Here is a 14,734-nt window from a genome sequence, read left to right on the forward strand (position 1 = left end):
CTCAATACGCTGTCAGGGCGTTTCCTGCTTTTGACAATCGCCTTCGTCATGCTGGCCGAAGTCATGATCTTCGTCCCCTCGGTCGCGCGCTTTCGTGCCGATTTCCTGCTGACACGCCTGAAAGAGGCGCAGATCGCCTCTCTGGCACAGCTGGCGGCGCCGGGCATGGTCTCGCCCGAGCTGGAGGCGGAGCTTCTGAAGAATGCCGAGGTCTACAACGTCGTGCTGCGCCGCGATCAGGTGCGCCAGCTGGTGCTGTCCTCGACCATCCCCTCGCCCATCGCCGGCACCTTCGATCTGCGCGAGGCCGGCCCCTGGGAGCTGATCCGCGATGCGACCCAGGCGCTGCTCGACACGAAGGACGAGGTGATCCGCGTCATCGGCTATCCGGTGCAGGATGGCGGAATCCTGATCGAGATCACCATGCAATCGGGCCCGCTGCGCACCGCGATGCTGGATTATGGCCTGCGCATCCTTGGCGTCTCGGCTCTCATCTCGGCGGTGACGGCGGTCCTGCTGTTCATGGCGGTGCGGCGGCTGATGGTGCTGCCGATCCGCCGGGTGGTGCGCCACATGCAGGCCTATGCCGAGGCGCCCGAGGATGCCCGCCGCGTCATCGAGCCGACGGCCGGCGTGGTGGAGCTGCGCGTGGCCGAGGAGGCCCTGCAAAGCATGCAGACCCAGCTGACCGGGGCCCTGCGCCAGAAAGAGCGTCTGGCCCAGCTGGGCGGCGCGGTCGCCAAGATCGCACATGACCTGCGCAACATCCTGACCACGGCCCAGCTTTTCGCCGACCGGATCGAGGGCAGCGCCGACCCGGCGGTGGCCCGCGCCGCGCCGAAACTGGTGAACTCGATCAGCCGCGCGGTGAACCTGTGCGAATCGACCCTCGCCTTCGGCAAGGCCGAGGAGGCGCCGCCGCGCCTGACCCGATTCGCGCTGCGGCCCTGGATGGAGGATCTCGTCGATGGCGAGGGTCTGGGCCCGATCGGCACCGGCCCGGTCGCCTGCCTGATCGACGTGGCCAATGGCATGTCGATCCGCGCCGATGCCGAACAGCTGCACCGGGTCGTCTCCAACCTTGTGCGCAACGCAAGGCAGGCGATCGAGGCGACGGGGCAGGATGGCGTGATTGAACTCGGCTGCGGCGAGACCGACAGCGAATGGTGGATCAGGGTCGGCGACTCCGGCCCCGGCCTGCCTGCCAAGGCGCGCGAGCACCTTTTCGCGGCCTTTCAGGGCGGCGCGCGGGCCGGTGGCACCGGTCTTGGCCTGGCCATCGCCGCCGAACTGGTGCGCGGTCACGGCGGCCGGCTGGACCTGATGCGGTCGGATTCGCAGGGCACCGAATTCATGATCCGCCTGCCAAAAGCGGTTGGTCCCGCAGATCAGAACGATTGATGCGCTTTCGCCCTTGCAATGCCCGACGACTGCAGCTAAATCCCGCCGCACAGTGGACCCGTAGCTCAGCTGGATAGAGCATTAGACTACGAATCTAAGGGTCGGGCGTTCGAATCGCTCCGGGTCCACCAAAGAATTCAAGAGCTTGGGCAGAAATGCCCAGGCTCTTTTCTTTTCCGGTCAGCCCGAAAATGCCCGCAGGGCGGGATGGCGGCGCAGCGCGCCTTGCCCTGCCTTGCAGCGGCGATTTACTGGATGACGCCGTAGATCGCCGAGGTGACGGCCTGGGTCGAATAGGGTTTGGGGATGAAAAGACCATCGGGCAGCGCATCGGCGCCGGGGTTTTGCTTGCCTGAGGTCACGATGATCTTGACCGGCGGCCAGCGGTCGCGCACCGCGGCGGACAGGCGCAGTCCGTCCATCGAGCCGGGCATGTCGATATCGGTGAAAAGCAGGCGGATCTCGGGACAGGCCTCCAGCTGCTTGATCGCCTCGTCGGCGTTGCGGGCCTCCAGCACGGTGAATCCGGCGTCCCGCAGATCCTCGGCAATCGAGAACAGCAGAAGCGATTCATCTTCGACCACAAGGATCGTAAGGGGCATCTGGGCCATTGGTTACTTTCCCTCAGAGGCGACGGTCGATGCTGCGTTCGGCATCGGCGATGTCAGAACGCACGTAACCCCGGTTTCATTATAATCGAGCGCGACCGAACCGTCAAAATCGCCAGCCAGCACACGCTCCACCAGAAAGGTTCCAAACCCTTTCCGCTGCGGCGCGGTGACCTTCGGTCCCCCCGCCTCGGTCCAGCGCAACTGGAACTTCCGGTCTTTCGCGTCAATGTCCTCACTCAACGTCCAGGTGATGGCAACGGTTCCTGCCGATGTCGAAAGCGCCCCATATTTGAAGGCATTGGTGCCAAGCTCGTTGATGGCCAGGGCGAGGGTCAGGGCCATCTTCGGGGTCAGAGAGACTGGCGGACCCTCCATCGTGATCTGTCCGTCCGGAAAGACCGCGACCGTATTGGCCACGACCTGCATCAGCGAGGCATCGGTCCAGCGCGTGTCGTTGAGGATGTCATGCGCCTTGGCCAGCGCGCGAAGGCGGTCGGTGAAGGTGGTGCGCGCGGTTTCCAGATCGGTGTTGCGCAGGGTCTGCGAGGCGATGGCCGAGACCATCGAGAGGATGTTCTTGATCCGATGCTCCAGCTCGTGGGTCAGCATCTGCTGGCGCGCTTCAGATTCCTTGCGGTCGGTGATGTCCTGCATCACGCCGAACATCTTTATCGGCTTGCCGTTGTGGTCATGGACGAAGTCGATGCTGCGCGACAGCCAGCGCAGGGCGCCGGTGTCGGCGCGGCGGATGCGGTATTCGACATTGGGCACGGCGGTGCCCTTCGCCCGGGTCTCCGGCGTCGAGCGGACATCCTTGTCCTCCGGGATCACGATGGATTCCAGAACGCTGATGTGTTCGCTGTCGCGCGGGGTCAGGCCCCAGAGGTCCCAGAAGCCTTCGGTGCCAAAGACCGTGCCGGTGGCCACATCAAGCTCCAGCGCCGAGATGCCGGCGGCATTCTGCGACAGGTGCAGGCGGCGCTCGCTTTCGGCGAGTCTCTGTGCCGCGACCTTCTGATCGTCGATATCGGTATTGGTGCCGATCCATTGCAGGATCGCCCCCCGGTCGTTGTGGATCGGCACGGCGCGGGCGATGTGCCAGCGGTAGGTGCCGTCGTGGCGGCGCAGGCGGAACTCGGTCTCGTAGAAGACGCCCGAGGTCAGGGCATCGTTCCAGGCCGCGGCGGTGCGGGGCAGATCGTCGGGGTGGACGATGCTGGCCCAGCCGCCGTTGTCCATGTCGCCGGGCCGGGCCCCGGCATAGATATAGACCTGCGGATTGAACCAGTTCAGCCGCCCGTCGGGGGTGGAGGTCCAGACATGGTTCGGCATCGATTCCGCAAAGGTGCGGAACTGCGCCTCGCTTTGCCGCAGCGCCTCTTCGGCGGCCAGGCGGTCGGTCACATCGACGCCCTGCACGAAGATGCCGATCACCGCCCCCGCCTGATCGCGGACCGGCTGATAGACGAGGTCCATGAACCGCCGTTCCTTGGGCGCGCCCGGGCTGCGCTGGATGATGGCCTTGATCGCGGAGCCGACGAAGCGCTCTCCCGTGGCATAGACCTGATCCAGAAGCTCGAAAAAGCCCTGGCCCTCGACATCGGGCAGGGCATCGCGCACCGGCAGCCCGATCACGTCGCGGTGGCCCACCATCTGCATATAGGCGGCATTGGTCAGTTCAAACACATGGTCCGGCCCCGACAGCATCGCCATGAAGCCGGGGGCCTGGTCGAACATCTGGCGCTGGCGATCCTGCTCACCGGCGCTCCAGCGTTCGGCCAGCACCTTTGCCGTCGTCTCGACCACGATGGCGATGACCCCGGCGGGCTGGCCCGTCTCGTCAAGGATGGGCGAGTAGTCGAGGTTCATCCAGACCTGTTCGGGCACGCCCGAGCGCAGCAGGGTCAATTCCTGGTCGCGGTAGGCCAGCGTGCCCCCGGCAAGGCAGACCTTCATGACATTGTCGTTGAAGCTTGCAACCTCGGGCCAACCTTCGCGTACCTTGGAGCCCAGAAGCTTCGGGTGGCGGCCCGCCGCGAAACCGGCATAGGCGTCGTTGTAGATCATCACGCCCTCGGGACCCCAAAGCATGACGATCGGCACTTCGGAACGCAGCACGATCGACACCGCGGTCTTGAGGCTTTGCGGCCAGCCCTGGATCGGCCCAAGGGGCGAGCTTGCCCAGTCGAATGCGGAAATCAGCTGTCCCAGACTGCCCCCACCGGACAAAAAGCTGAACGGTTCAGCGCCCAAGTCCGGTTTCGACATATCCTGACCTTACCATCCCAATAAAATACCAATTCGCAGGCATAAGATGAGGTAAAATGCCCCTTGTCCAGTGTCCGTCACGTCAGGGCCCGGGAAGAGCGGACCCTTCGCCCGGCCCCGCAGGTCAGCCCGCCCTGTGCCGGTCCAGCAGGGCCTTGGCGACATGCAGGTCCTGCAGGGACAGGCCGGAACTGTCGAAAATCGTGATCTCGCCATCGCCCCGGCGGCCGGGCGCGGCACCGGTCAGCACCGCGCCGAGGGCGGTCGGGGCGGCCTCTGGCGCGGCATGCTGGAACTCTCCGATCCGCAGCGATTGCGCGGGCAGATCGCAGAACAGCCGGGCACGGGGGAAGAGGTCGGCCGGAAGCTCCTGCTTGCCCTGCGCGTCGGTTCCCATTGCCGAAATATGGGTGCCGGGGCGGACCCAGTCAGAGCGGAACAGCGGGCGGGTGGAGGTCGTGACCGTCACCAGAATATCGGCGCTACGCACGGCAGGTTCGACCTCCGCCGCTTCGGCATTCAGCCCCATGCCGCACAAGCGGTCCACCAGGGCCTGCCGCCGTGCCGGGTCGCGACCGACGACCAGCACGCGGGACAATCGGCGCACCCGGGCGATGGCCTGCGCCTCGTAGGCCGCCTGGTGGCCGGTGCCGATCAGGGTCAGCACCTCGGCCTCCGGGCGGGCCAGGGTGTCGGTGGCCAGGGCATCGGCGGCGGCGGTCCGGTAGCCGTTGACGGCAGAGCCTTCGATCACGGCGCCGATCCGGCCCGTCTGCTGGTCGATCAGCAGGATGGTCGAGGCATGGCGGGGCAAGCCGCGCGCGTCGTTGGTGGGGAAATAGGCGCCGATCTTCAGCCCGGCCAGTTCTGCGCCTACCGCGGATTTGACGGTGAAGCGGTTCTGCGGGTCGCTGCCATGGCCGATCACCACCGGAAAGCTCGCGGCCTCAGGGGAAATAGCGGCGATGAAGGCGGCGCTGGCGGCCTCATAGGCCAGCGCGGGCGTGATGAGGGCGGCGGATTGCGCCTCGGTGATCAGGATCATCGCGGCCCCCTCACCAGCCGCCAAAGCGCGGCCAGGTCTGCAGCGCATCCCCGGCTTGCGGTGCGACGTGATAGCAGGCGTGCTGGGCCGCGGTGGCGCAGGCGTGGTTGGGCAGGATGCGCAGCCGCGTGCCCAGGGGCAGGTCCGGCGTGGGGCCGGTGCTGCCGGGGCGCCGCGCCACGATGCCGTGCTCCTGGTTGGCGCTGAGGACGATCAGGTCGGGCAGCACCCGCCCTTCGGCGTCGCAGACCAGCCCGTATCCCTGGTCCTGCTCCTGCGTCGCCGTGCCCCGGTCGCGCGACAGGGCCATCCAGCCGGCGTCGATCATCGTCCATCCCTTGGCGCTTTGATGCCCGATCACCGTGGTCAGGACGCTGAGCGCAATGTCCTCCAGCCTGCAGACCTCGATCCCCGCCATCACGAGGTCGAAGAACATGTAGACCCCGGCGCGCAACTCGGTCACGCCGGTCAAGTCCTCGGCGGCATGGGCGGTCGGGGTCGACCCGACGCTGACGGTGGCGCAGGGCAGGCCCGCAGCCCGCAGGCGCCCGGCCGCCGCCACCGCCACGTCGCGTTCCAAGGCGGCGAAGCGGGCATGGGCGGCAGCACCGCGGACGGTATAGCTTTCGCCGGCATGGGTCATCACCCCGCGCAGGCACCCCCTCGCCGCCAGAATGCTACCGATCGTGATCAGCGCGGGGTCCTCGGGGCGCACCCCGCCGCGGTGGCCATCGCTGTCGATCTCGATCAGCGCCGGAACCCCGGCATCGGCCACCGCCTGCGCCTGGCCCTTGTCATCAAGGATCACCGTCAGATCGCAGCCCCGCCCGCGCAGGGCCAGCACCCGGTCCAGCTTTTGCGGCGCGATCCCCACGGCATAAAGGATGTCGGCATATCCCGCCGCATGGAACACCTCGGCCTCGGCCAGGGTCGAGACGGTGATCGGCCCCGGAATGCCCCCGCTGACGCGTTCGGCGATGGCGAGGGATTTTGCCGTCTTCAGATGCGGCCGCAGCGCCACGCCCAGAGCCGCGGCGCGGTCGGCCAGACGCGCGATGTTGCGGGTTAGGATCGCCTCTTCCAGCACGAGGGAGGGGGTCGTCAGGGCCGCAAGGGCTTGGGACATGTCGCGCTGCATGGGGGCATCCTTTCAGGTCACCACAGGTCTAGCGCGATTTGGATGCAGGTCCCATTCACATCGGATGACAGGCAGATTAAGCTCAGGCTTAATGCTGGATATCTCAGACCTTCGTTTTCTGGTGGCCCTGTCCGAAGCGGCAAGCCTTGCCTCTGCGGCGCGGCAGCTGAACGTGACGCCGCCCGCCGTCTCGCAACGGCTGGCGCAGATCGAGGCGCGGCTGCACCTGCGCCTGATCGAACGTGGCCGCGGTCCCCTGCGCCTGACCGAGGAGGGCGCCTTCCTCGTCACCCGCGCCCAGGCCATCCTCGGCGAGGTCACGGCGCTGGCGGAGGATATCTCCACCCGCGCCGGCCGGGTCGAGGGGCCGCTGCAGGTGATCGCCCCCTTCGGCTATGGTCGGCTGCATGTGGCGCCGGTCCTGTCGCGCTTTGCCGCCCGCCACCCCGGCCTGCGCCCGATGCTGACCCTCAGCGAAGACCCGATTGCCGCGATGCGCGAGGGGCCTTGGGATGTGCTCGTCCATGTGGGCCAGCTGCCCGACCTGCGGATCACACAGCGCCGTTTGGCCGCCAACCGCCGCTTCCTCGTCGCTGCGCCGGAGTATCTGGCGCAGCACGGGTCTCCTGCGGCGCCGTCCGACATGGCGGGCCACAGGATCGCCGTGCTGCGCGAGAACCGGGCCGATGCGACGCTTTGGCCCCTCACCTCGGCCGAAGGGGTGCGGGTCAACCTGCGCATCGACCCGGTCTATTCCTGCAACGACGGCGAGGTTCTGCGCCGCTGGGCGCTGGAGGGTTTCGGCATCGTCGAACGCTCGGAATGGAGCGTTGCGGCGGATCTGGAAAGCGGGCGGCTGGTGCGGGTTTTGCCCGGCTGGTCGCTGCCCGATGCCGATATCGTGGCGCTTCTCAACCCGCGCGGCGTGCGGGCGCGCCGGGTCGATCTGTTCGTCGCGGCCCTTCTGGCCGGCATCGGGTGACGCTGGCCCGTGGCATGTCGGGACCTCACCTCACCCGCCAGGCCTGGGTGCGGCGCAGGACGCCATGCGACAGCGCCATGTGCAGAAGCCGCGCCAGGACGTTGGTGTAGAAGATCATCATCCCCATCGCCGCCGCCGGGGCAATGTCGCCCGCATCATCCATGTTCAGCACGGCGATCGAGGCCAGCGCCGTCTGGCTGGTATAGATGAACACCACCGCCGAGACCGTCGTCATCGCATTGACGAAGAGATAGATCATGATGTCGAGGATGGCCGGCAGGCAGATCGGCACCGTCACCCGGCCAAAGAGCCGCCAGAACGGCTGCCGCATCGAGGTGGCGACGGCTTCGAACTCCGGATCGATCTGCTTCAGCGCGGTCAGGACCGTCAGGTGGCCGACGGTGTAGAAATGCGTCACGGTGGAGACGACGAGGATCGCCATCGTGCCATAGATCGGATGCAGCGGGTTGGCCGGGTTGTTGAAGAAGAAGATATAGGCCAGACCCAGCACCATGCCCGGCACCGCCATCGGCAGCATGGCCAGGAACTGGAACAGGCCGCGCAAAAGGTGCGATCCGTCAAGCTTTTCCACCATATAGGCGCCGGTGAAGACCACCGCGGTGCCGATCACCGCCGTCAGCGACGCCAGCTGGATCGAGGTCCGGTACGCCGCCCAGCCGCCGCCATCCATCTTGTCGAAGGCGAAGTTCTTCAGGGTGAGGCTCATGTCATAGGGCCAGAACTTCACCAGCGCTGCCAGCTGGCAGGTGCCGATCATCACCAGGATGAAGCCGACCACGAGCCCGCACCAGACCAGGCAAAGCGCATCGAAACCCGGGCGCGGCTTGGGCGCATAGGGCACCGAACGGGCCGAAAGCTGCGAGACCTGCTTTTTCTGCACCTGCCGGTCGATGGCAAAGGCCAGAACGGCGGGGATCAGCAGGATGACGGAAACCACCGCCCCCATCTCGAAATTCTGCTGGCCGATCACCTGTTTGTAGATGTCGATGGCCAGCACGTTGTACTGGCCGCCGATCACCTTGGGCAGGCCGAAATCGGTGATCACCAGGGTGAAGGTCACAAAGGCGGCCGAGATCAGACCATAACGCGCCCCGGGGATCGTCACTGTCCAGAAGGTGCGCCAGCGGGTGGCGCGCAAGGCCTCGGCCGCCTCGTACTGGCGCTGGTCGGCGATGGCCAGCGCGGTGGAGAGGATGATCAGGGCATGCGGAAAGGTGAAGAAGACCGAACCGATGACGATGCCGAGCGGGCCATAGATCGAATGTCCGAACAGCAGGCCCTTCAGCAGGCCTTGGTTGCCGAAGAGGTAGATCAGCGCGATCCCCGGAAGTAGCGAGGGCACGAGGATCGGCATCATCGCCACCAGCTTCATCGCGCCCTTCAGCCGCATGCAGCTGCGGGTCATCGCATAGGCGAAGCCGAAGGCGAAGGCGACGGTCAGCACGGTGCTGACACAGGCGATGAAGAGCGAGTTCTCGATCGAGCGGAACAGCGTCGGGTTCGAGAAATAGGCCAGGTAGTTCTGCATGCCAACCGTCGCGACCGGGCGCAGGTTGATGCGGCGGAAGGTGTTGCTGTCGTAGGTCTGCCAGTCCCCGGACTTGACCAGATCCAGCCCGACCAGCCAGGGCGCCTCGCCGACCCCCCGCATCCGGTAGGTCACCTTGCTGCGAAAGCTGAAGTCGGGGAAAAGCTCGACCACCGGCAGCCTGCCTTCGGAGGTGCTGCGCAGATCACCCGGGCCAAAGCGGTGAAGGGCCTCGTTCAGCGCCGCGGCGGTGCGGGGCGGGCCAAAGGTCGTGCCGGTTTCGTCGCTGACCTGAAATTCGTAGCGCGCCAGATCGAAGCCATAGGTCACGAAGGACTTCGACAGCATGGTGTAAAGCGGCAGCGCCAGCGCCACGATCAGGTAAAGCGCGATCACCAGCATGAAGCCACGCTTGATCACCCCATCCCGGTCGATCTTCAGGGTCACGGTGCGGCGCGGCAGGATCGGGTCGGCGGCGTCCATCTCATGCACCTTTCGGAAAGACGAGCACGCGCTCGGCAGGAAGTTCCACGGTCAGGGGGCTGCCATCGGCCAGATCGAGCCGCCGCACCGCGTTCATCGAGAAATTGGCCACCAGCGGCCGGTCGCCGAGGGCGGCGCTTTGCAGATGCATCCGCCAGGACGAGCCGAGGAATTCCCGCGCCGCGATGGTTACCGGCAGATGGTTGGGCCTGGGCAGGGCCGCATGACCCGCGGCATGGGGCAGGATGTCTTCCGGGCGGATCGCCACCATGACCTCCTGCCCCTCGGCCAGGCCCGCCACATCGGTGTTCAGAACCAGACTGCCCAAGGTGACCGCCCCCCGGCTGTAGGTGCTGGCGATGCGGTTGGTTTCGCCGATGAAATCCGCCACGAACAGCGAGGCCGGGTGGCGGTAGATCTCGGTCGGCGTGCCGATCTGTTCGATCACGCCGTGGTTCATCACCACGATGCGGTCGGCCATCGACAGCGCCTCTTCCTGGTCATGGGTCACCATGATCGTGGTCACGCCAAGCTTGCGCTGCAGCTCCTTGATCTCGTGCCGCAGATGGATGCGGACCTTGGCGTCCAGCGCCGAAAGCGGCTCGTCCAGCAAGAGAAGCCCCGGGTTGATCGCGATGGACCGCGCCAGGGCGATGCGCTGCTGCTGGCCGCCCGACAGCTGCGCCGGATAACGCCCGGCCTTGTCCGAAAGGCCGACCAGCGCCAGCAGTTCGGCCACGCGGCGGGTGATCTCGGCCTTCGGGCGGCCGGTGTTTTCCAGACCGAAGGCGACGTTGCGCGCCACGGTCAGGTTCGGGAACAGCGCATAGGATTGAAAGACGATGCCGTAATCGCGCTTCGAGGCCGGCAGGTTCGAAATGTCGCGGCCGTCCTGCAGGATCGCGCCGCGCGTCTGCGGTTCCAGCCCGGCGATGGCGCGCAGAAGCGTGGTCTTGCCGCAGCCCGAGGGGCCCAGAAAGCAGACGAACTCGCCCTTGCCGATCCGCAGCGACACATCGCGCAGGGCCGCGAACTCGCCGTAGATCTTCCAGAGGTTTTCAATGCGGAGATAGTCGTCTGTCACGGTCCCTGCCTCCTTCAAGAGGGAAAGGTTCGGCGAATTCATGGCGTTCATGCTGCGGCTCCGGTCGCTTGGGCGTGGGCCGGCAAGGCCCACGCGGGGGTCAGGTTCAGGACTTCGGCTCGCTCTTCGTGTCATAGCGCTTGGACCATTCCGCGAGGATCCGGGCCCGGTTGTTCGCCGCCCATTCGAAATCGTTCTTGATCATCTTGGCTTCGGCATCGGCCGGATAATTCGCCACCGGCTTGGCCACGCCCGGCAGGGCCAGAACTGCATAGCCGACGTTGTATTCCTTCATCGCCGCCGGAGAGATCGACCAGTCCACCAGGGTCTTTGCCGCCTCAAGCTTGGGTGTGCCGCCGATGATGGCCGCGGCTTCGGTGTCCCAGCCCAGGCCCTCGCTGGGGGTGATCACCTGGATCGGCGCGCCGTCAGAGATGGATTGCGCGCCCCGGAACGCGAAGGAGACGCCGACCGCGGTTTCCCCCGCCGCCGCCATCTTGCAGGGCTTCGATCCGGAATGGGTATAGCTCGCCACATTGGCATGCAGGCGGTCCATGTAGTCCCAGCCCTTGGCCTCGCCGAAGGTCTGGAGCCAAGCGGAGACATCGAGGAAGCCGGTGCCGGACGAGGCCGGGTTTGGCATCACCACATGGCCGGCATATTCCGGCTTGGTCAGATCCTCCCAGCTGGTCGGCGCGGTCAGGCCCAGTTTGGCGCCTTCGACCGTGTTGTAGCAGATCGCGGCGAGCCAGGCGTCCAGGCCAACCCAGGAGGGCGGCTGGTCATTGTCCACAAAGCGCGGGTCCAGCTTTTCGACCCCGGCGGGGGCATAGGGTTCCAGCATGCCTTCGGTCTTGAGGACCAGAAGCGAGGTCGCAGCCAGGCCCCAGACCACATCGGCGCTGGGGTTGTTCTTCTCGGCCAGCAGTTTTGCCGTCACGACCCCGGTGGAATCGCGCACCCAGTTGATCTTGATATCCGGATGCTCGGCATTGAAGGCCGCGGCATAGCGTTCCAGAAACTCCGCCTCGAAGGCGGTGTAGACGGTCAGTTCGGTCTCGGCATGGGCGGCAAAGGCCCCCAGAACCGCAATGGCCGATGAGGCCAGGACTGTTTTAAGGCTCATGTCGGTTTTCCTCGTTGGACAGGGAGTGGATGGGGCGGCGGCCTTGTCTGGCCACACGTTCAGCTTCGGCGGTCATGGCCCGGTCTTCTGCCGGATTTGGCGCCATGACCTCAGGGGGCGGCATTGCAGCTGATAAGTAAAATCTATTATTTTTATGTAATCATCGTGGGAAGCGATGATCCTTGCGCCAGCGTCAGGGCACGACGGCGCAAGCCTGCGCAGGCCCCCCGGGTCGGGGGCGGCCTGTTCTCAGAGAGGTGCGCGTCAGGACGCCCGGCAGAGATTTCCCTTGCCGGGCAACCTTTTGCAACGCTTGCTTGCATTCACGCCCAGGGCAGCGAGAAGGTCTTGACGTTGGTGAAGCTTTTCATCGCCTCGATCACGCCTTCCTTGTAGCCATTGCCGCTGTCCTTGATGCCGCCGAAGGGCGACATCTCGATCCGGTAGCCGGGGACTTCCCAGATGTTGACGGTGCCCACGACCAGACCTTTGATATAGGCTTGCATCCTTCGGTAATCGTTGGTGCAGACCCCCGACGACAGGCCGAAGGCGGTGGAGTTGGAAATCCGCATCGTCTCGGCATCGTCATCGGGCACCCGCACGATCGGGATGACCGGGCCGAAGGTCTCTTCCAGCACCAGCTCGCTGTCATGGCTGACGTGATCGACCACGATGGGCGGCAGAAGCGCGCCCTTGCGGCCCGGGTGGTAGAGGATCCGGGCCCCCTCGGCCTCGGCCAGGTGGACGCGGTTCTCGAAGACCTCTGCCGCGCGGGCATGGACGACGCAGCCAAGGTCGGTCTTCGGGTCCATCGGGTCGCCAAAGCGCAGGGCCTTGGCGCGTTCCAGGACCAAGGGCACGAAGCGGTCGGCGACACTCTCCTGCACCAGGATCCGCTTCACCGCCGTGCAGCGCTGGCCAGAGTTCTTGGTCGCCCCCGCCACGGCCAGATCGGCGGCCTTGGCCAGATCGGCATCGCTGAGGTCGTTGCAGATGATCAGGGGATCATTGCCGCCGAGTTCCAGCACCTGGCGCTTGTAGACCGCCTTGGCCGCGATCATCTTGCCCACCGGCACGCCGCCGGTGAAGGTGATCAGGTCGAAATCGGGGTTGGTGATCATCTCCTCGCCGATATCGGCGGGCCAGCCGGTGAGGACCGACAGCATCTGCGGCGGCAGCCCCGCCTCATAGATCGCATCGGCGAGCCAGAGCGCGGTCAGCGGCGTCAGTTCCGTCGGCTTGACCACGATGCAGTTGTTGGTGGCAATCGCCGGGGCGATCTTGTGGCTGACCATGTTGAGCGGGTGGTTGAAGGGCGTGATGGCCGAGATCGCCCGCAAGGGTTCGCGCGTGGTGAAGATCTTGCGCGCCTTGCCATGCGGGGTCAGATCGCAGGAGAAGATCTCGCCATCGTCATGGATGCACATCTGCCCGGTCAGGGTATAGACGTCGAAGGCCCGACCGCATTCGTAAAGCGCATCGGCCAGCGAGATGCCCAGCTCCGCCGTGATGATCGGCGCAAGCTCGGCCTTCCGCTCGTTGATGATGCGGGCGATGTTGAGAAGGATCTTCTGGCGTTCGTAGCGGGTCAGGGTCGGCTGATAGGCGGCGGCGATGGCAAAGGCCTCGCGCGCATGTTCGGCGGTGCCGGCGGGCACGGTGCCGATCAGCTCTTCCGTCCAGGGGTAGTGGACCGGCACACGCTCCACCGTGTCGACCTTGCGGCCGGCAATGCGCATCGTCTCGTGCCTTATCGCGATGGGAGGGGTTCTTTTCAGCATCTCGGACCTCACAGCGCCGCTGCGGTGCAGGCGAAGTAGAAGGCGTCGAAGTTGCGCAGGACCGGGGCCGAGGGCAGATCCAGCACCCGGTTGACGATGAAGGGCACGACCTGTTCGGTCAGCCCGCCATGGCTGCGCAAGGGCTCGTTCAGCGCGGCAAGGTCGTGGCGGTGGGCCGAGGTGCCCAGCGTCATGTTCTCGCCCGAGATCATCACGATATCGCCGATCCGGTCGCCCGGCAGTTCAAAGCGGCGGACCGCCTCGGCCTTGTCGACCACCAGCGTCATTTCGGGAATGGCGGCAAGTTCCGCGATGACCTTGGCCTGATCGGCGCCGTCGGGCAGATAGGCGGTGGCGAAAGAGCCGAGGGCGCCGTGGTGGACGACATAGGGGTCGGTGATCGGCAGGATCACCCGTGCCGCATCCTTGCCCAGCATCGCATCCAGCTTGTCCTGGACATAAATCACGGCGGGCGAGCCATCGGCCAGGTGCTTCGGCTTCATCCCGTGGTCGGCGGTCACGACGATCGCCGCCCCCATCGCATCCAGCTGCGCAAGGTAGAGGTCGAACATCTTGTAGAAGCTTTGCGCCTGGGCATCCTCGGGCGCGTATTTGTGCTGCACATAATCGGTGGTGGTCAGGTACATCACATCCGGCTTCCAGTCGCGCAACAGCTTCACCCCGGCGGCAAAGACGAATTCGGACAGGTCGGCGGAATAGACCTCGGGCACCGGCTTGCCGAGCCAGGCGCTGGCATTGTCGATGCCGTTTTCGTTGAGCGTCGCCTTGTCCGACCGCTCGGCCGAGAAGCAGAGCGCGCGGTCCTCGTCAAAGCGCAGGCCCGCCCCCAGAAGGGCGCGCAGCTTGTCCTTGGCCGTCACCACTGCGACGCGGGCGCCGGCCTCGTAGAACTGGCCGAAGACGGTGGGCGCGCGCAGAAAGCGCACGTCGTTCATCATGACTTCCTTGCCGGTTTCGCGCTCGTACAGGTAGTTGCCGCAGATGCCGTGGACGGCGGGCGGGCGGCCGGTCGCGATGGACAGGTTGTTGGGGTTGGTGAAGGAGGGGATCACCGAATGCGCCAGCCGGTCGGTGCCGACCTCGCGCATCTTCTTCAGGGTCGGCATCAGGCCCTTGGCAATGGCGACTTCCAGATAGGCGGGTTCGCAGCCATCGAGGCAGATCGCGATCGCGGTCACCTTGGGCCAGGGATAGGTGCGGTCATTGGCGACGACGGGGGGGCGGATATGGGCGTTCATGGTCAGG

At 65.8% G+C, this 14,734-nt stretch carries 11 protein-coding genes and 1 tRNA gene; 3 read left to right on the forward strand and 9 right to left on the reverse strand.

The window, feature by feature from the left end:
- The first annotated feature begins 48 nt into the window (after positions 1-48).
- Complete coding sequence (locus tag AC1DZT_RS17920; protein WP_478008041.1) at positions 49-1,401, forward strand: sensor histidine kinase; 1,353 nt, start codon at positions 49-51, stop codon at positions 1,399-1,401.
- A gap of 54 nt (positions 1,402-1,455) precedes the next feature.
- Positions 1,456-1,532 (forward strand) — tRNA-Arg (locus tag AC1DZT_RS17925).
- Positions 1,533-1,649: 117 nt separating this feature from the next.
- Here AC1DZT_RS17925 and AC1DZT_RS17930 read toward each other — a convergent pair.
- The 4 genes from AC1DZT_RS17930 to AC1DZT_RS17945 all read right to left on the reverse strand — a co-directional run bounded on the left by AC1DZT_RS17930 (position 1,650) and on the right by AC1DZT_RS17945 (position 6,463).
- A complete protein-coding gene (locus AC1DZT_RS17930; RefSeq protein WP_478008009.1) occupies positions 1,650-2,012 on the reverse strand; it encodes a response regulator in 363 nt (120 codons plus the stop codon).
- A gap of 3 nt (positions 2,013-2,015) precedes the next feature.
- A complete protein-coding gene (locus AC1DZT_RS17935; RefSeq protein WP_478008010.1) occupies positions 2,016-4,280 on the reverse strand; it encodes a PAS domain-containing protein in 2,265 nt (754 codons plus the stop codon).
- A 124-nt stretch (positions 4,281-4,404) separates the two neighbouring features.
- Positions 4,405-5,325 (reverse strand): ornithine cyclodeaminase family protein, encoded by a 921-nt coding sequence (locus AC1DZT_RS17940; protein ID WP_478008011.1) that lies wholly within the window; start codon positions 5,323-5,325, stop codon positions 4,405-4,407.
- A gap of 10 nt (positions 5,326-5,335) precedes the next feature.
- Positions 5,336-6,463 (reverse strand): alanine racemase, encoded by a 1,128-nt coding sequence (locus tag AC1DZT_RS17945; RefSeq protein WP_478008012.1) that lies wholly within the window; start codon positions 6,461-6,463, stop codon positions 5,336-5,338.
- A 91-nt stretch (positions 6,464-6,554) separates the two neighbouring features.
- Between AC1DZT_RS17945 and AC1DZT_RS17950 the strand changes: the two genes are divergently transcribed.
- The gene (locus AC1DZT_RS17950) at positions 6,555-7,445 is read left to right on the forward strand and encodes a LysR family transcriptional regulator (protein WP_478008013.1); all 891 of its coding nucleotides are present in this window, start codon (positions 6,555-6,557) and stop codon (positions 7,443-7,445) included.
- A gap of 25 nt (positions 7,446-7,470) precedes the next feature.
- On the opposite strand, the gene AC1DZT_RS17955 is transcribed toward AC1DZT_RS17950, so the two are convergent.
- From AC1DZT_RS17955 to phnA, 5 genes are all read right to left on the reverse strand, one after another.
- On the reverse strand, positions 7,471-9,477 hold the full coding sequence (locus tag AC1DZT_RS17955) for a putative 2-aminoethylphosphonate ABC transporter permease subunit (RefSeq protein WP_478008014.1): 2,007 nt from the start codon (positions 9,475-9,477) through the stop codon (positions 7,471-7,473).
- A 1-nt stretch (position 9,478) separates the two neighbouring features.
- Positions 9,479-10,561 (reverse strand): putative 2-aminoethylphosphonate ABC transporter ATP-binding protein, encoded by a 1,083-nt coding sequence (locus tag AC1DZT_RS17960; protein WP_478008015.1) that lies wholly within the window; start codon positions 10,559-10,561, stop codon positions 9,479-9,481.
- A gap of 106 nt (positions 10,562-10,667) precedes the next feature.
- Entirely contained in the window at positions 10,668-11,687 is a 1,020-nt protein-coding gene (locus AC1DZT_RS17965; protein WP_478008016.1) for a putative 2-aminoethylphosphonate ABC transporter substrate-binding protein, read from the reverse strand.
- A 323-nt stretch (positions 11,688-12,010) separates the two neighbouring features.
- Positions 12,011-13,468, reverse strand: a complete 1,458-nt coding sequence (gene phnY / locus AC1DZT_RS17970; protein WP_478008017.1) for a phosphonoacetaldehyde dehydrogenase — start codon at positions 13,466-13,468, stop codon at positions 12,011-12,013.
- An 8-nt stretch (positions 13,469-13,476) separates the two neighbouring features.
- Positions 13,477-14,727 (reverse strand): phosphonoacetate hydrolase, encoded by a 1,251-nt coding sequence (phnA, locus tag AC1DZT_RS17975; RefSeq protein ID WP_478008018.1) that lies wholly within the window; start codon positions 14,725-14,727, stop codon positions 13,477-13,479.
- Positions 14,728-14,734: the final 7 nt, after the last annotated feature.

The organism is Rhodobacter sp. P1_C2 (assembly GCF_056406375.1).